At 62.4% G+C, this 15,111-nt stretch carries 17 protein-coding genes and 1 riboswitch; of the genes, 2 read left to right on the top strand and 15 right to left on the bottom strand.

Going from position 1 to position 15,111, the window contains the following annotated elements; genetic code table 11:
- Positions 1-49: 49 nt before the first annotated feature.
- Complete coding sequence (locus tag ACR0NA_RS03050; RefSeq protein ID WP_480725875.1) at positions 50-514, bottom strand: DUF302 domain-containing protein; 465 nt, start codon at positions 512-514, stop codon at positions 50-52.
- A gap of 130 nt (positions 515-644) precedes the next feature.
- Here ACR0NA_RS03050 and ACR0NA_RS03045 point away from each other — a divergent pair, with 130 nt between their 5' ends.
- Positions 645-1,019 carry a DUF1636 family protein gene (locus tag ACR0NA_RS03045; RefSeq protein WP_480725874.1) on the top strand — a complete coding sequence of 125 codons (375 nt, stop codon included), beginning with the start codon at positions 645-647 and terminating at the stop codon, positions 1,017-1,019.
- Here ACR0NA_RS03045 and ACR0NA_RS03040 read toward each other — a convergent pair.
- The 9 genes from ACR0NA_RS03040 to cbiE form a co-directional block, all read right to left on the bottom strand.
- Positions 1,007-1,501 carry a hypothetical protein gene (locus tag ACR0NA_RS03040; RefSeq protein ID WP_480725873.1) on the bottom strand — a complete coding sequence of 165 codons (495 nt, stop codon included), beginning with the start codon at positions 1,499-1,501 and terminating at the stop codon, positions 1,007-1,009. The genes ACR0NA_RS03045 and ACR0NA_RS03040 overlap by 13 nt on opposite strands.
- Positions 1,502-1,565: 64 nt before the next feature.
- Positions 1,566-2,264, bottom strand: a complete 699-nt coding sequence (locus tag ACR0NA_RS03035) for a CbtA family protein (RefSeq protein ID WP_480725872.1) — start codon at positions 2,262-2,264, stop codon at positions 1,566-1,568.
- A 4-nt stretch (positions 2,265-2,268) separates the two neighbouring features.
- Complete coding sequence (locus tag ACR0NA_RS03030) at positions 2,269-2,439, bottom strand: CbtB domain-containing protein (protein WP_170651581.1); 171 nt, start codon at positions 2,437-2,439, stop codon at positions 2,269-2,271.
- A 36-nt stretch (positions 2,440-2,475) separates the two neighbouring features.
- A riboswitch (cobalamin riboswitch) is annotated at positions 2,476-2,683 on the bottom strand.
- A gap of 43 nt (positions 2,684-2,726) precedes the next feature.
- On the bottom strand, positions 2,727-3,470 hold the full coding sequence (gene cobF / locus ACR0NA_RS03025; protein WP_480725871.1) for a precorrin-6A synthase (deacetylating): 744 nt from the start codon (positions 3,468-3,470) through the stop codon (positions 2,727-2,729).
- Positions 3,463-4,191, bottom strand: a complete 729-nt coding sequence (cobA, locus tag ACR0NA_RS03020; RefSeq protein ID WP_480725870.1) for a uroporphyrinogen-III C-methyltransferase — start codon at positions 4,189-4,191, stop codon at positions 3,463-3,465. The genes cobF and cobA overlap by 8 nt, the downstream gene beginning before the upstream one ends.
- Complete coding sequence (locus ACR0NA_RS03015) at positions 4,188-5,510, bottom strand: cobyrinic acid a,c-diamide synthase CobB (RefSeq protein WP_480726002.1); 1,323 nt, start codon at positions 5,508-5,510, stop codon at positions 4,188-4,190. Before ACR0NA_RS03015 ends, cobA begins: the two co-directional genes overlap by 4 nt.
- Positions 5,497-6,291 carry a precorrin-4 C(11)-methyltransferase gene (gene cobM, locus ACR0NA_RS03010; protein WP_480725869.1) on the bottom strand — a complete coding sequence of 265 codons (795 nt, stop codon included), beginning with the start codon at positions 6,289-6,291 and terminating at the stop codon, positions 5,497-5,499. The genes ACR0NA_RS03015 and cobM overlap by 14 nt, the downstream gene beginning before the upstream one ends.
- A complete protein-coding gene (locus ACR0NA_RS03005; RefSeq protein WP_480725868.1) occupies positions 6,288-6,656 on the bottom strand; it encodes a cobalamin biosynthesis protein in 369 nt (122 codons plus the stop codon). The genes cobM and ACR0NA_RS03005 overlap by 4 nt, the downstream gene beginning before the upstream one ends.
- Positions 6,653-7,852: a precorrin-6y C5,15-methyltransferase (decarboxylating) subunit CbiE gene (cbiE, locus tag ACR0NA_RS03000; RefSeq protein WP_480725867.1), complete on the bottom strand. Its 1,200-nt coding sequence runs from the start codon at positions 7,850-7,852 to the stop codon at positions 6,653-6,655. Before cbiE ends, ACR0NA_RS03005 begins: the two co-directional genes overlap by 4 nt.
- On the opposite strand from cbiE, the gene ACR0NA_RS02995 reads away from it, so the two are divergent.
- On the top strand, positions 7,851-8,615 hold the full coding sequence (locus ACR0NA_RS02995; RefSeq protein WP_480725866.1) for a cobalt-precorrin-6A reductase: 765 nt from the start codon (positions 7,851-7,853) through the stop codon (positions 8,613-8,615). The two genes, cbiE and ACR0NA_RS02995, sit on opposite strands and share 2 nt — an antisense overlap.
- Here the strand turns inward: ACR0NA_RS02995 and cobJ are convergent.
- From cobJ to cobN, 5 genes are read right to left on the bottom strand one after another with little or no spacing between them, the layout of a single operon-like run.
- Positions 8,588-9,340, bottom strand: a complete 753-nt coding sequence (cobJ, locus tag ACR0NA_RS02990) for a precorrin-3B C(17)-methyltransferase (RefSeq protein ID WP_480725865.1) — start codon at positions 9,338-9,340, stop codon at positions 8,588-8,590. The genes ACR0NA_RS02995 and cobJ overlap by 28 nt on opposite strands.
- The gene (locus ACR0NA_RS02985) at positions 9,337-10,065 is read right to left on the bottom strand and encodes a precorrin-2 C(20)-methyltransferase (protein ID WP_480725864.1); all 729 of its coding nucleotides are present in this window, start codon (positions 10,063-10,065) and stop codon (positions 9,337-9,339) included. Before ACR0NA_RS02985 ends, cobJ begins: the two co-directional genes overlap by 4 nt.
- Positions 10,062-10,691, bottom strand: coding sequence for a precorrin-8X methylmutase (locus ACR0NA_RS02980; protein ID WP_480725863.1), 630 nt, complete (start codon positions 10,689-10,691; stop codon positions 10,062-10,064). Before ACR0NA_RS02980 ends, ACR0NA_RS02985 begins: the two co-directional genes overlap by 4 nt.
- On the bottom strand, positions 10,691-11,818 hold the full coding sequence (locus tag ACR0NA_RS02975; RefSeq protein ID WP_480725862.1) for a cobalamin biosynthesis protein CobG: 1,128 nt from the start codon (positions 11,816-11,818) through the stop codon (positions 10,691-10,693). Before ACR0NA_RS02975 ends, ACR0NA_RS02980 begins: the two co-directional genes overlap by 1 nt.
- Positions 11,815-15,108: a cobaltochelatase subunit CobN gene (gene cobN, locus ACR0NA_RS02970; protein ID WP_480725861.1), complete on the bottom strand. Its 3,294-nt coding sequence runs from the start codon at positions 15,106-15,108 to the stop codon at positions 11,815-11,817. Before cobN ends, ACR0NA_RS02975 begins: the two co-directional genes overlap by 4 nt.
- Positions 15,109-15,111: the final 3 nt, after the last annotated feature.

Raw genomic sequence — 15,111 nt, 5'->3', positions numbered from 1 at the left:
CAGATTGCGGAGGCAGCGGGCGGGTGCAAGCCGGATCACGTCAGTGTGACTATTTGATTGCGGATTCCGCGATGTCCTGAAACTTTTGGTCCAGTTCCCGGGCAATTCCGGCCAGAGCCTCGCCGCCTTCTTCGGCATAGGGTGAAAATACATGGCTGGGTGTCTTGTAGGAAAGGGTGGATGTTCCGTCCTCATTTTCGGTCACGTAGAAACGGATCGGCGCCTCGATCATGGCGGCGGTCGAGGTTTCCAGAACGCGCACCGCGTAGTCATTGTTGAAGGCACCGATCACCCGGTTGCCCGGAATGTTTATGCCTCGTGCTGCTGCGGCCTTAGTCGGTCCGGCCTGTGTGACGACTATCAGGTCGTTGGCCTTTACTGATGCGACAACGTCCGGCACCAGTTCATCGTAGGACTTGTCAGTCGGATACACGGCCCAACCGTCGCGCGGCTGCAAATCATCGGCCCAGGCGGGCAGGGCCAGCAGACACAATGCTACCCAGTGTGGTTTCATTTTTCGCCCTCCGGTGTCTTCACGGGGACTTGATGCCAGAATTCCGCTTTGGATGCGCTCACATTCCCGTGTGTATCCGCGCGTTGAGTGCTTGCACACCGCCAGCGAAAGCCGCAGTAACAGTGAAAACATGGACGAGGGCGGGATGAGTTCAGAGCGGATGAGGCTGATGATCTGCAGCAGCTGTACCGGGGCACGGGATCGTGACGCCGAATGGCTGGCTGTGCGCGCGGCGTTGGCGCGCGCTGGATTGGAAGATCACGTTCAGCTTGGCGAACACGCCTGTTTCAGCAGCTGCGAAGAACCCGCAGTGCTTGCACTGCAAGGTGAAGGCATGGCCTCATATGTGTTTTCCGGGATCGATGTGCAGGCTGATGCAGATGATATTGCTGCAACGTGCCAAACTTATCTGAACAGCCCCATGGGCTGGATTGAAGACGCCCGGCCTTGCGGGCGACTTCGTTTATGTCTGCGCGCGCGTATTCCGGCGCTTCACTCCACCTGAATCGTCAGTTTGGCGCTGACAGGTACGTCATCCACTGCCAGCGGGCTGTGGCTGTTGGCGTTCAGCGACACCTCGACCTCGACCTCGCCTTTCGGCAAATCCGGGATGTGCATCCAGTTGCCATAAAGGCGCGCCAGTTTGGCTCCGTTGACATAGACATGCGCGTGACCTTCGCCCGGCCTGTCATCAGCCGAGGCATTTTCCGGCGCGAAACGGAAATTCTGCGGTTGGACATGCAAATTCCAACCTGCCATCGGGTCTTTGATCAGGTCGATCTCCAGCCCCGGTGCATTGGGTCCGGCGGGCAGGCTGATGGTTTTGGAATGGTCATGCGCTGCAGCTTCGGCATGCGCGCCGCCGTGATGAGATGGGTCCGAATGATCATGACCATCAAAGGTAACACCATTGGCTGCAGCCAACACAAACCCGGCGCCGCCGCCAAAGACCAGACCAATGGCAAAAAGTGCAAGTGAGCGGGACATTTCTTTTCCTTGCGAAAATGAAACGCCCGCCGGAGTTACTCCGGCGGGCAAACTTCATACATGATCAGGTGTTAGCTTCTGCGCCTTTGCTTTCGCTTTGCCAGAAAAAACCTGCAAATGCACCGACCAGAATCCACGCCACTAGACCGATGCCGAAAGCGCGCGCGGCGAACAAGGCGCCGATTTCGGTTGGCACAGGACCAGTGAACACATCGGGTTCAGGTGCGCCGATGACATGCGGAGCCAGCAAAAGGATCGCTGCAATCACATAGCTGATGATATTGCCCCCAAAGGCAATCAGCCACATGGCCACGGCTGCGGCGGCTGCAGTTGCCCACCACCAGATCTGCCGGTCATAGACATCGGCTGCAGCAACACCGGGCACTTCAGGCGCCAGTGAGAAACCCGGAGCGAAGTGAAGTGCAATAAAACCGGCAAGGCCCCACAACACGCCGGTTCGGCCGTTGACCTCGTGCCCCTGACCTTCGGCAACCGACATCAGGGCGACCAGAGCCAATGCATACCCTGTGTAGATAAACATCGTGAAGATCACACTCAGCGCGTCGCGCTGAAGGTCGGAAAACATGCCGGGCAGATCGGGATGGGCTGAAACAGCTTCTCCGCCGAAATGAACCAGTTCACCGGACTCGTAAAGTTCCGCGTGCAGTAATACCGGCTGCACGAATGCAAGCTGCAGCAGAGCGGCTATCAGCCCTGCTGCAGCACCAGCGAACAACGCGCTGGTCAGAATGCGACTGAACATGGTCTCAGTGGCAGGGAAAGCCGGTTGCGTGACGCACGTCGTGTGCGGCGTCGTGCAGGGCCGATGCCTGAACGTGGCCAGCCAGAGTAACGATCCCCAGACCCAGAACCACAGCGAAAATGGCGGGAAGGATGCCTGTATTCGCGGCGGATGCCTTAAGCGTTTTTGTCGTCATTTCTTGTCCTCCTGTGCCGCCGCACCCGACGGCCGGTTTTTAGTTTCTCGCCTGGCAGGTCTCCTGGCTTGCGGGTCGGTGCCTCTGTTCGCCTTCCCCCCGAGGATCGGGAGTGGCCGGTTGAACAGGGGCTCACCGCTTACAGTCGCGGGGGCGGCTCTGGCTTTGACTTTCACGAAAGTCGCACCAAATTCCCTCTTAGCATCCGGATTGCTCCGGCGGGACCAGACCCTTCCATTTAGCCGTTAAGGCGACTAAGGCGCAATCTTCATTTGCGACCTTTTAGGTCAGTTCTCGCGCTTTTTCAGCAAATAGATATCCATGATCCAGCCATGCGCAGCCCTGTGCATCGCGCGGTTGGCCAGAATCTCCTGGCAAACTTCATTCAAGGGGCCTTTGATCAGGATTTCCTCTTTCATCCCGACGTAAGCGCCCCACCAGATGTCATAATCGGCCATCTCAAGGCTCTGGAACGAGCACTCTCCGTCCAGCATCACCGCCACTTTCGAAGCGTGTTCCGGCCAGCCTTCCTCGCGGATTCTCCGCCCAGTGGTCACAACGTATGGTGCGCCCAGATCATTGATCGGAATCGAATGGGCTGCCGTCAACGCTTGCAGCGCGGTAATGCCGGGGATCACGCGGGTCTCTGGTTGCGGGTCCAGTCGTGAGGCGATTCGAAGCGAACTGTCATAAAGCGACGGGTCGCCCCAGATCAGCAGGGCGACATGACGTGCGTTAGGATGGGCCGAGATCGCTTCCTGCCAGCGCAGGGCAATGGCGTCATGCCATTCGTCCACACCACGAAGATAGCCATCGTCGGAGCGGCGCTTTGGGATATCGAAATAGGCAATCTGGGGTGGGGTGTCCGTCACTGAAGCAATGATTTCTTCCCGCAGCCCGGCCAGATCGGCTTTGTTCTCGCCCTTGCGGGGAATGAGGATCAAGTCCGCAGCCTGAATGGCTTTTGCGCCCTGAAAGGTCACATGGTCGGGGTTGCCGGTGCCGATACCGATCAGGGTCAGGTCAAACATCGTCGAACTCTGCCAAGGGGCCGTACAGGATCAGGGCAGGGGCTGTGCCGATCTCAGCCGCCAGCTGCTCGGACAGCGCGCCAACCGTCGCGCGGTGCAATTTTTGATCAGGTGTTGAAACCGACTCGGCCATCAAGGCGGGCGTATCCAGCGGCAGGCCGTGTTCGTGCAGTGCGTCGACCAGCAAAGGAAAAGTGCGTTTGCCCATGAAGACCACCGTCGTCGCATCGGGATCGGCCAGCGCAGGCAGGTTCAGGTCTGTGGGTAACTGGCCGCTGACATCATGGCCGGTGACGAATTGCACCCGCCGGGCGGTCAGGCGCCGTGTCAGCGGGATGCCCGCCGCCGCTGCCGCTGCGACAGCTGAGGGGATGCCGGGGATGATTTCATACTCGATCCCGGCGGCGCGTAGGGCAACGAGTTCCTCTTCCAGCCGTCCGAAAAGCCCTCCATCGCCAGATTTCAACCGAACGACGCGGGCGCCGGTTTTCGCATAATCCACCAGCAGGCGGCTTACATGGTCCTGTTTGGGCGAAGGGCGGCCCGCGCGTTTGCCAACGCCCACCAGATCGGAATCCTCGCGCGCATGGCTCAGGATGGGGCCGCTGCTGAGGTCGTCAAACAGCACCGCATCGGCCTTTTGCATCCGGTCCACGGCCTTGAGCGTCAAAAGTTCCGGATCGCCGGGACCCGAACCGATGAACGAAACGAAACCGCTCATGCTGAGGCCTCCGCGATCAGGTGAAAGAATGTGCCGGTCACGTTGCCGCGCACCGATCCGGTCTGCGGGCCTTCTGCGCCTTCTGCATCGAATACCCGTGCCAGCGGCGCGTCAGGCTGTTCCACGATCGAGGAATAGTGGAACTCATGCCCTCGTAAGTCCGTTCCCGTCGCAAACCCGGGCATGGGCGCAAGCAGCTCTGCCTTGCGATAGCCAAGGTTGAACTTGCGCTTTTCATAAGACGTAACCAGCCCCAGTAGGCCAGCCATTTGGTGCCGAACACCTTCCTTGTCGATCAGGGCCTGACCCAGGGCCATATACCCTCCGCATTCACCGTGCACCGGCTTGGTCTCGGCGTGTTTGCGCAACCCGGTCAGAAATGTCCCAGCAGAGGTCAGAGTGCCCGCATGCAATTCCGGATAGCCTCCGGGCAGCCAGACCAAATCGGCATCCGCCGCTGGGGCTTCATCCGCCAACGGCGAAAACGGTAGGATTTCCGCCCCGGCCGCGCGCCAGCCTTCCAGCAAATGCGGATAGGTAAAGGAAAACGCGGCATCCCGGGCCAGTGCGATTCGTTGGGCCGGGGGCCGCGGCAGCGCGGTTGACGATGGCCCATTGGGGCCTGAGGAAGCCGCCCGTTTGATCGCCTCCAAATCCACATGTTCGCGCAGGAACGCGGCGTATCCTACAATCGCGCTTTCCAGATCAGGATGTTCCACGGCTTGAATTAAACCAAGATGCCGCTCGGGCAGGGTCAGGTCTCCACGACGCGGCAGGACACCGAGAACAGGCAGGCCCGCGCGTTCCATTCCCAGCCGGGTCAGACGCTCATGCCGTGGGCTGGCACAACGGTTCAGGATGACACCGGCAAAGGGCAGGTCGGGGTTGTACATCCGAAACCCAAGCGCAGTTGCAGCCGCTGATTGCGCCTGACCGCCCACATCCAGCACCAGCACAACCGGCCAGTCCATCCGCTGCGCGGTTTCGGCGCTGGAGCCGTGCCCAAGCTCTCCGGGCTTTGCAACGCCATCAAACAGACCCATCGAGCCCTCGGCCACAACAATATCCGCCCCTTCGGCCTGCGCCGAAATTGCGTTCAGCAGGGGCTCACCCATCGCCCAGCTATCCAGATTGAACGAGGCACGCCCCGCCGCCGCCCGGTGAAAGGCCGGGTCGATGTAATCCGGGCCGCTTTTGAATGGCTGCACGGTCAGGCCGTCTTCGGCCAGCGCCCGCAGCAGGCCCAGCATGACGGTCGTCTTGCCGGTGCCGGAAGAGGGCGCAGAGATCAGAAGGCCCGGCGGGTTAGTCATCACCATGACTCCAGCTCGACCACGGGCTGTCCGCGCTTTGTGGGCGATAGCGGCGGTCATAATCCTTTGAATACAGGCAGCTTTCGTCAAACCCTTCGCCAGCCAGCGCTGGCCCCACCATGATCAAGGCGGTGCGAGAGATGCTTTCGTCAAGTGCCTCTTTCAGTGTGGCCAATGTGGCGCGAATGATTCGCTCATCCGGCCAGCTGGCGCGATACACCACGGCCACCGGGCAATCCGCGCCATAGGCGGGTGTCAGATCTTCAATCACCTTGTCCAGATTTCCGATCGACAGGTGGATGGCCAGGGTCGCGCCGGTACGGGCAAAATTTTCCAGCGTTTCACCTTCGGGCATCGAGGACGCGCGACCGGGTGTCCGGGTCAGAACCACGGACTGCGCCAGTCCGGGCAGGGTCAGTTCGGTGCCCAGCGAGGCCGCCGCCGCGGCAAATGACGGCACGCCGGGGGTCACGCTGACGGGAATTCCCATCTCTTTCAACCGCCTGATCTGTTCACCCATGGCCGACCAGACCGACAGGTCGCCCGAATGCAGCCGGGCGACATCCTGACCGGCCTTATGTGCGGTCTCGATCTCAGCCATGATCTGATCCAGATCCATTGGCGCGGTGTTCACGATCTTTGCACCTTCGGGGCAGTGGCCCAGAATCTCTTCGGGCACCAGCGATCCGGCGTAAAGGCACACTGGGCAGGACGCGATGATATCGCGCCCGCGCAGGGTCAGCAGGTCGGCGGCGCCTGGTCCGGCGCCGATGAAATGAACGGTCATGTCAGTCCTCCGATGGCGACGGCACACGTGGCAAGCCGGTCGTCCGAGATGTGTCTGGGTGAGGTCAGCCGCGCGCCGGATCCGGCGGCGGCAAGGGCGGATGCTTCGGCCACGCTGCCGGTGCCGTAGGTGGCGCGGCTGCGGTTCGAGCAGGTGAGCGTGCGCTGTCCCGCCAGATCGGCAGGCGCGACGAAATGCAGGGGCAGGGCGGCGGCCGTGGCGAATTCCACAAGTGCGGCATGGCCTTTTTTGTCGGCAACGGTGGCCAGAGCATCGACATTCTGTCCGGCACTGGCCCGTTCAAAGGCCGCGCGCAGGCTTTCCGCTGTTGCCGTCGAAGAAAAGCCTAAACCCGCGACGATCATAGGGTCACGCTCCACTGCACAACCGGATAGGCTGATTTCCAGCCGCGCCGGGGCCCCAGAGCCGAGGCTTGCGCCAGTTCGATGCGCAAAAGCTCTCCACCCAGCTTTTCCTGCCATTGCGCCAGCAGGGCTTCGCTTTCCAGTGTCACCGCGTTGGCGACCAGCCGTGTGCCAGCGGGCAGGGCGGAGTGCAGCCACTCCAGCAGTTCTGTGCTGAGACCGCCGCCGATGAAAACCACGTCCGGCAAGGCAAGACCACCCAGCGATCCGGGCGCAGTGCCGTGCACCACGTTCAGCCGATCCTGCCCGAGAGTATCGGCATTGCGCCGAATGCGGTCTGCGCGGTCTTCGCGGGGCTCGATCGTAGTGGCGGTCAGGGTCGGATCACACATCAGCCATTCGATGCTGATCGATCCTGTGCCGCCACCGATGTCCCACAGGTGTTCGCCCCGTTGGGGGGCAAGCGCCGATAGGGTCAGTGCCCGAACAGGGCGTTTGGTGATCTGGCCGTCGGTCTCAAAAATCTCGTCCGGTTTGCCCGAGGCCTTTGGGAAAGCCCGCCCTTGACCGGCAACTTCAAGCCCGACGCAGACCGGGTGGTCGAATCCGCCTAGCAGAGCCTCGGTCAGTGACACGCTGCGCGCGCGTTCGCGCGGCCCGCCGAGGGCTTCCATTACATGCAACTGCGTATCAGCAAAACCGGTATCGGTCAGATAGGTCGCCAGTTCCGCCACGGCCTTGCCGTCACGCAGCAACAGGATCGCGCGCATTCCGGGGGCCAGATGAGGGCGGAGTCGGGTCAGCGGCGCCGCATGCAGGCCAAAGGTCTGCGTGCTTTCCAGCGGCCAGCCCAATCGTGCAGCGGCCAGCGAAAAGGTGGATTGACCGGGCAGGGCCGTCCACTCCTCTGCCTCAAAATTGCGAGCGATCACCGATCCCGCGCCAAACCAGAACGGATCACCCGATGCCAGAACAACAGTCGATCGCCCCCGGAACCCGGTGAGGATCGGCAAGCCATCGGCAAATGGAACCGGCCACTCGACCATTTCCGCGTCGCTCGCGGGAATCAGGGACAGATGCCGCGGCGGGCCCATGATGATTTCGGCGCGCTCCAGCACTTGACGGCTTGCGGGGGGCAGGCCATCCAGTCCATCTTCGCCCAAGCCCAATACGGTCAGCCACGGAGCCTCATGCATGACCAACCTCCTGATCCCCAATGTACTTATTTTGGGTGGTACGACCGATGCCAACGCGCTGGCCAAAACCGTGGCCGAACGGGGTATCCCGGCGACCTACTCCTATGCCGGACGGGTGGACAACCCGCGCCATCAGCCCTTGCCGGTGCGCATCGGCGGATTTGGCGGGGCCGAAGGTCTGGCAAGCTATCTGAGAGACAACGCGGTTACCCATGTTGTCGATGCCACCCATCCCTTTGCAGCCCAGATGAGCCGGAATGCCGTTGTGGCCTGCCGCGAAACCAAAGTGTCGTTGGCAGCTTTGACCCGCCCGGCGTGGCGCGCGCAGGACGGTGATTGCTGGCATCACGTTGCCGACATTGAGGCTGCCGTTGCCGCCTTGGCTGGCCCGGCCCAGAGGGTCTTTCTGGCCGTTGGCCGGATGCATCTTGAGGAGTTCGCTATCCAGCCCCAACACCACTATCTGCTGCGATTGGTGGATGAGCCCGATGCACTGCCCCTGCCGAACAGCGACGTGGTTGTATCGCGTGGACCGTTTACCGAGGCGGATGACCGGGCGCTGATGCAGAAACACGGAACGGAACTGGTGGTGTCCAAGAACGCGGGCGGCACCGGTGCACGCGCCAAGCTGGACGCCGCGCGGGCGCTGGGCTTGCCGGTGCTGATGATCGACCGCCCGGCCTTGCCGAAGCGGACCGAGCTGTCGAGCGTGACGCAGGTTCTGGACTGGTTGGATCATTCCGGTGTGAACCTCGGGGTGTAGACGATCGGGGCACTGTCGCGTTCGATCACGCGGGTCAGGGATGAGCCCACAATGACCACCGTCTGCATGTCGGCCATGTCCGGAGTGGCCTCGGCCAGTGTCGAGATGCGGATCGCTTCATCGGCGCGTGAGACCGCGCGAGCGAACAAGATCAGACGCTCGGGTTCGCATTCCTCACGCAGGATTTCCAGCGTCTTTACAAACCCTTCCGGGCGGGACTTTGAGCGCGGATTATAGAAAGCCATCGCGAAATCCCCCTGTGCGGCAAGACGCAGACGTTTTTCGATCAGGGACCATGGTTTCAGATTGTCGCTGAGGTTGATGGCGCAAAAATCATGACCAAGCGGCGCACCGGCCCGCGCCGACGCCGCGAGCATCGCAGTGATTCCAGGCAGCACGTCAATGGGGATTTCGCGCCATTCAGCCGGGCCATTCTCCAGAGCCTCAAATACCGCCGCTGCCATCGCAAAAACCCCGGGATCGCCTGAGGAAACGACAACCACCCGTTTCCCTTCGGCGGCCATCTGCAACGCGTGCTCAGATCGGTCGATCTCAACCCGGTTGTCACTGGCGTGCAGCGTCAGGCCGGGGCGTTCCGCCACACGCGCGACATAGGGGATATAGCCGACCACATCCGTAGCCTCGGCCAGCGCGGCCGAAACTTCAGGCGTCACCAGTTCTTCGTTGCCGGGCCCAAGGCCCGCGATCTTGACCCAACCGCTCATGGCCGCCGCCCCTGACCATGCACGATGATGATCGAGAAATATGGGGTAACCTTGTCGCAGGCCTCGGACAGTTTTGTAACTGTCTGGTTCGGCATCTGCGCGAACTCAACAATCCAGGCACGGTCAAACAGGCCGGCGGTTTTCAGCGCCCGTTTCACCTTGTCGATATTGCGCCCGATCTTCATCACCACCAGCGCGTCCGTCTGCGCCATGCGCCGTGCCAGATCGTCCTCTGGCAGGGTGCCGACCAGTACGGTCAACACGTCATCGCCCCATGTGATTGGGTCGCCGGTCGCCGTCCACGCGCCGGACATGCCGGTGATGGCGGGAACAACTTCGACTTCAGCTTCATCGCGCAAGCGGCTGTAAAGGTGCATGAATGACCCGTAGAAGAACGGATCGCCTTCGCACAGCACGACAACGTCCTCACCTTGATCCGACAGGGCTTTCAGATGCGCGGCGCAGTCCTTGTAGAACGCCGAAAGCAACTCGTTATAGCGCGGATCGGTCACGGGGATTTCCGTGGTGACCGGATATTCCATCGGGAATTCCACCGCGTCGCCGGGGATCATGCCGTTGACGATCTTACGCGCCTGACCACTGCGGCCCGGTTTGCGAAAGAACGCAACATGGCGCGCATTGCGCAGCAGGCGGTCGGCCCGAACGCTCATCAGGTCCGGATCACCGGGACCGAGGCCCACTCCGTATATCTTGCCCGCGTTCATTCGGCGCGGCTCGCGATGGCGTTGACAGCCGCGACGGTGATCGCACTGCCGCCCAGACGGCCTTTGACGATGCAGGACGGAACTGGCTGCGCCTCCCACAGGGCGTCCTTGGATTCGACAGCGCCGACGAAGCCCACAGGGCAGCCGATGATGGCGGCGGGGCGTGGGCAATCGGGGTCTTCCAGCATGTTCAGCAGGTGAAACAGGGCGGTCGGCGCGTTGCCGATGGCGACAACCGCGCCTTCCAGATGCGGACGCCAAAGCTCCAGAGCAGCGGCGGACCGGGTGTTGCTCATCTCGGCGGCCAGTGGGCGCACACGTTCGTCATGCAGAGTGCAGATCACCTCGTTATCGGCGGGTAGGCGAAACCGGGTCACACCTTCGCTGACCATGCGCGCATCGCACAGGATCGGCGCGCCGTTTTCCAGGGCGGTACGGGCTGCGTTTACAAATCCGGGCGAGAAGTGCACGAATTCCTCCAGCCCCACCATCCCGGCGGCATGGATCATGCGGACGGCGACCTGTTCCTCGTCGGCGTCGAAACGGGCCAGATCGGCTTCGGACCGGATGGTGGCAAAGCTCTCCTTATAGATCGCCGCGCCATCGGTTTCATATTCATAGGGCATCAGGTCAGGTCCATGGTCATAAGTGTTTCGGGGGTCAGCCCACGCTGGCTGGGCTCATCCCCCGCGCGGCCTTGTTTGACAAGATCAAATCGTCCATCGTGGCCGACCAAAGTGATATCCGCAGCGCTCATCCGGGCGCAGCCTTTGGCGCAACCCGACACGTGCAGACTGCCGTCAACATGAGGTGCCAGCAAACGTGCGATCTCACGCGTTTCCGCTTGCGCCTGCGGGCAGAACGGTGCCCCGGTGCAGGCGTCGGTTGTCATAAGCGGGTCCGTGCCATCTGTCACAAAGTCCCGGGCGGGTATCGCCGCCCCGCCTTCCAACAAGATCAGCCGCCACGGGGTGACCCGCAAGGCGGATGCGCCCGACGCCGCGATCAGGTCGGCCAAAGGCCGCGCGGGCAATTGCCCGAACGCCGCGCCGTACAGATTTCCCAGATCGCAGGGGCCGGGCTGGATCGGATCACCAATAGGTCCGGGGATGCAGCCTTGCCAATCTTTTGGCAGGTTCAAAGCCGCGATAACGCGCGCCATACGTCGGGTTTCGGCGGTGTAATTCTCTGAAAACCAACGGGCTAGCGCGATCAGTTGATCAATGGCCACTGCCTCGGGCACGCGTCGACCGGTGTCAGTTCCATCCGCACGCAGGATCAGGCCATTCGAGCTCATCTCCAGCCGGATATCCGCTGAATCAGCAGTCAAAAGTCGCGTTGGCCCAGTATCAACAGCAAAACCGAATTTGGCTGGCAAAGCAGGTAGTTCTGCAAGCCGGTCGATCAATTCCTGCGCCAACCGCGCAGTCAAATCACCCGCCTGATAAAGGGGCGAGACCAGAATGTTGCGCCGTACCTCGATACCAGGTTCGGCATCCAGCAAGTTCAGGGCGGCAAGCTCAGCCAAAAGCGCCTGATGATCGGCTTCGGCCACACCTCGCAGTTGCAGATTGGCACGGTTGGTCAGGTCGATGGTGCCGTTTCCGAAACGCTCGGCCAGCCTGCAAAGCCCCATGGCCTGATCGGCAGTCAACCGGGCCAGCCGGGGGCGCACCCGCACGACCAGACCGTCGCCGGACATCATCGGGCGATGTGCGCCGGGGCACCAGCCCTGTACGATCGGGGCGCTCATCTCAACCCCTCCAGATCGGCACGGATCGAGTTGCGGCGCGTGTTCCAAAGACCGGCCTCCAACAGCGCGCGGAACCGGTCCTGCATCGCCTGATGCGCCTGCGGGTTGGCTTCTTGCAGGAACGCGTCCACCTCGGCGTCGCCAAGGGTTGCGTCATGATAGAGGTCGAACAGATGCGGCGCGACCGTGCCCGACAGATGGGCGAAGGACGCCATGTGATCCAGCGTTGCGGCGATCTCGGCAGCCCCGCGGAACCCGTGCCGCTGCATTCCCGCGATCCAGTCGGGGTTGGCCGCGCGGGCATGTACAACGCGGCTGATTTCCTCGGGCAGGGTACGCGCGCGCGGATTGTCCGGGTTGGTATTGTCCAGATGGTACAGCTGGGCTTCGCCGCCAGTGATCTTCTTGGCGGCGGCAAACCCGGCCTCGTGCGTGGCATAATCATTGGCCAGCAAGAGGTCGGTTTCGGTCAGATCCTGCAAATGCACAAAGCTGTCCGCGTTGGCGACGCGCTGAGTGATCCCGTCGACATCCTGCGCGATATGCTCACCTTCCAGCGCGAATGAGCTGGCATCCAGCCACGCCTGTCCGGCCTGCGCGCGGGCATCGTCTGTATAGGTTTCGGACAGATGCGTCATGTTCAGGCCATAACTGCCGGGGGCCGGGCCAAAGACCCGCGCAGCAGGAGCCTGACCGGCATAGGGGTTCCAATCCGCTGCCTCGTCACGTTCAGAAAGCGCTCGGACGGCCTGACCGTAAAGCGCCGAGAGTGTCGGGAACACGTCCCGGAACAGGCCCGAGACACGCAGGGTTACGTCCAGACGCGGGCGGCTGAGGTCGGTGATCGGCAGGACCTCAATGCCTGAAACCCGTTCCGAGCCCTTGTCCCAGACCGGTTTGACACCCAGCAGGTGCAGCGCCATTGCGAATTCCTCGCCTGCCGTGCGCATGGTGGCCGAACCCCAAAGGTCGACGATCAGCCCCTTGGGGTAGTCGCCTTCCTCTTGTAGATGCCGCCGTACCAATTCCTCGGCCAGCTTCACGCCCTGAGTATAGGCGGCACGGGTGGGCACCGAACGCGGGTCGGTTGTGTAGAGGTTGCGCCCTGTGGGTAGCACATCCGACCGACCGCGATAGGGCGAGCCCGAGGGGCCAGCCTCGATCCGTTTGCCTGCCAGCGCATCCAGCAGAGCCGCGCGTTCAGCGTGGGCAGAGGGGGCAGGATCGAAATTGCCCGACACCTCGGGCACGCGGCCAAAGACATGCAGCCCATCGCCGAACTGGCTTTCCTTGATGTCACAGACAAAGCGGTCGATGCGAGTGATTGCCTCGGCGGTGCAGGTCGCCTGATCGAGACCCAGATCGCTTTCCAACCCGATGGCCTGTGCCTCATCCCGGATATCCGCCTGCAACCGGTCACGGCGCTTGGGGTCCAGCCCGTCCGCGTTAGAGAATTCATCCAACAGCGATTCCAGCCGCACCATTCGGTCGGGCGTGCCGCTTTCCTTCATCGGGGGCGGGATGTGGCCCAGCGTGACGGCTCCGATCCGGCGTTTGGCCTGCGCGGCCTCGCCAGGGTCGTTGACGATGAAGGGGTAGATCACCGGCAGATCGCGGATCAGCGCCTCAGGCCAGCATTCCCCAGACAAGGCGACCGATTTGCCAGGCAGCCATTCCAGCGTGCCGTGTGCGCCGATATGGATCAGCGCATCCGCACCCAGTCCTTTGCGCAGCCACAGATAGAAGGCGACATAACTGTGGCGTGGGGTGCGCGAGAGGTCGTGGTAATCATCATCGCGCAGTTCCGGCGTGCCGCGTTCAGGCTGCAGTGCGACCAGCGCCTTGCCGCGACGAAGGGCGGTGAAATGGAAGGCACCTTTATTGAATGTCGGGTCGTCTTGGGGCTGGCCCCAAACGGCTTCGAGATCCGCACGCAGTTGTTCCGGCAGGTCCGCCAGCGCGGTTAGATAGTCCTGCAGGGGCCACTCAATCCGTGCATCCAGCAGGGTCTCGGCAATGGGTTCCGCAGGCGCGGTGTCATAGCCTTCGGTCTGCAAATCGGACAGCATCGCCTCGGCCGAGGCCAGTGCGTCCAACCCCACGGCATGCGCCATTTGCCAATCTTTGCCCGGATAGGTCGACAGCACCAGCGCGGGGGACTGATCCGCCTTAGGCGTGTCGGTCAGGGACAGCCAGCCGCCGACACGATCGAGGATGGCCTCGATCCGCTCATCTTCGGCCCGGTGGGCAAAGCGCGAATATTCCAGATGCGGGTCGCGCTTGCCGGGTTCCTTGAACGACGCGATACCAGCCGAAATGCGCCCGTCCACTTCGGGCAGCACCACATGCATGGCCAGGTCAGCGGGGGACAGGCCACGTTCCGCCTCGGCCCATGCTTTGCGCCGCGAGGTGGCCAGAGCGACCTGAAACACCGGAACGTTGGCTGCATCTAACGGCGACGTTCCCGATGCGCCTTTGCCTGAGAATGAGGTGGCGTTGATGATCGCAGACGGGGCCAGAGCCACGACCTGTTCGCGCAGCCAATCGGCAGCAAGCGGAGCTTTCAGTGAAGGCGCAAACAGGCCCACAGCGTCGAACCCGCGCGCGCGGAGGCTGCGGATCAGGGCGGCGACAGGGGCGGTGTCTGCCGAGGTCAGATAGGCCCGGTAGAACGTCACAAGGATGCGTTTTGTATCGCCCGAGAACGCCTTGTCCACGGGGATCACGCCACGATCCGGGCACCATGCGCCGCATTCGGGAAGGGTCTTGGCACCCATCACCGGACCGGCGTACAAGCCCGCCGCCAGCGCCATCTGGGCCAGCGCGGCCTGCGCTGCGACCTCGCCACCCGTGTCACACAGATGCGCCAGCCGCCGCAGGGTCGAGACGGGCAGGGTCGAATAGTCGTCCAGCCGCGTATCCTCGCGCCCGTCCGCGGGCAGCACGGCCAATGCAATGCCCTTGGCCTGCGCCAGTGCCAGCACCTGCTGCACCCCGTAGGACCAGTAGGGTACACCACCGATCAGGCGGATCAGGATACCTTTCGCGCCTTCCAGCGTCTGTTCGACATAAGTATCGACCGACAGTGGGTGCTTCAGTGCCGTCAGGTTGGCCAGCCGCATCGTCGGCATCCGCCCCTCGGGTCCGCCACCGCGATGCCAGCCTGCCGCGAAAGCGCCAAGGTCGCTGTCCGAAAAGGACAGCACCACCAGATCTGCCGGGCTCTGGCCCAGATCGGTCGGGGTCTCGGTTTCTTCTAACCCGTGGCTTTCGCGGAAGACGACGTGCATGTG

The sequence above is a fragment of the Ruegeria sp. C11 genome (assembly GCF_056537725.1).
This window is presented reverse-complemented; position numbering and strand designations above follow the sequence as displayed.

Excerpts from the sequence above, each read along its gene's own strand:
- ACR0NA_RS03050 (WP_480725875.1), bottom strand. The coding sequence starts at position 514 with ATGAAACCACACTGGGTAGCATTGTGTCTGCTGGCCCTGCCCGCCTGG.
- ACR0NA_RS03045 (WP_480725874.1), top strand. The coding sequence starts at position 645 with ATGGACGAGGGCGGGATGAGTTCAGAGCGGATGAGGCTGATGATCTGC.
- ACR0NA_RS03040 (WP_480725873.1), bottom strand. The coding sequence starts at position 1,501 with ATGTCCCGCTCACTTGCACTTTTTGCCATTGGTCTGGTCTTTGGCGGC.
- ACR0NA_RS03035 (WP_480725872.1), bottom strand. The coding sequence starts at position 2,264 with ATGTTCAGTCGCATTCTGACCAGCGCGTTGTTCGCTGGTGCTGCAGCA.
- ACR0NA_RS03030 (WP_170651581.1), bottom strand. The coding sequence starts at position 2,439 with ATGACGACAAAAACGCTTAAGGCATCCGCCGCGAATACAGGCATCCTT.
- cobF (WP_480725871.1), bottom strand. The coding sequence starts at position 3,470 with ATGTTTGACCTGACCCTGATCGGTATCGGCACCGGCAACCCCGACCAT.
- cobA (WP_480725870.1), bottom strand. The coding sequence starts at position 4,191 with ATGAGCGGTTTCGTTTCGTTCATCGGTTCGGGTCCCGGCGATCCGGAA.
- ACR0NA_RS03015 (WP_480726002.1), bottom strand. The coding sequence starts at position 5,510 with ATGGTGATGACTAACCCGCCGGGCCTTCTGATCTCTGCGCCCTCTTCC.
- cobM (WP_480725869.1), bottom strand. The coding sequence starts at position 6,291 with ATGACCGTTCATTTCATCGGCGCCGGACCAGGCGCCGCCGACCTGCTG.
- ACR0NA_RS03005 (WP_480725868.1), bottom strand. The coding sequence starts at position 6,656 with ATGATCGTCGCGGGTTTAGGCTTTTCTTCGACGGCAACAGCGGAAAGC.
- ACR0NA_RS02995 (WP_480725866.1), top strand. The coding sequence starts at position 7,851 with ATGACCAACCTCCTGATCCCCAATGTACTTATTTTGGGTGGTACGACC.
- cbiE (WP_480725867.1), bottom strand. The coding sequence starts at position 7,852 with ATGCATGAGGCTCCGTGGCTGACCGTATTGGGCTTGGGCGAAGATGGA.
- cobJ (WP_480725865.1), bottom strand. The coding sequence starts at position 9,340 with ATGAGCGGTTGGGTCAAGATCGCGGGCCTTGGGCCCGGCAACGAAGAA.
- ACR0NA_RS02985 (WP_480725864.1), bottom strand. The coding sequence starts at position 10,065 with ATGAACGCGGGCAAGATATACGGAGTGGGCCTCGGTCCCGGTGATCCG.
- ACR0NA_RS02980 (WP_480725863.1), bottom strand. The coding sequence starts at position 10,691 with ATGCCCTATGAATATGAAACCGATGGCGCGGCGATCTATAAGGAGAGC.
- ACR0NA_RS02975 (WP_480725862.1), bottom strand. The coding sequence starts at position 11,818 with ATGAGCGCCCCGATCGTACAGGGCTGGTGCCCCGGCGCACATCGCCCG.
- cobN (WP_480725861.1), bottom strand. The coding sequence starts at position 15,108 with ATGCACGTCGTCTTCCGCGAAAGCCACGGGTTAGAAGAAACCGAGACC.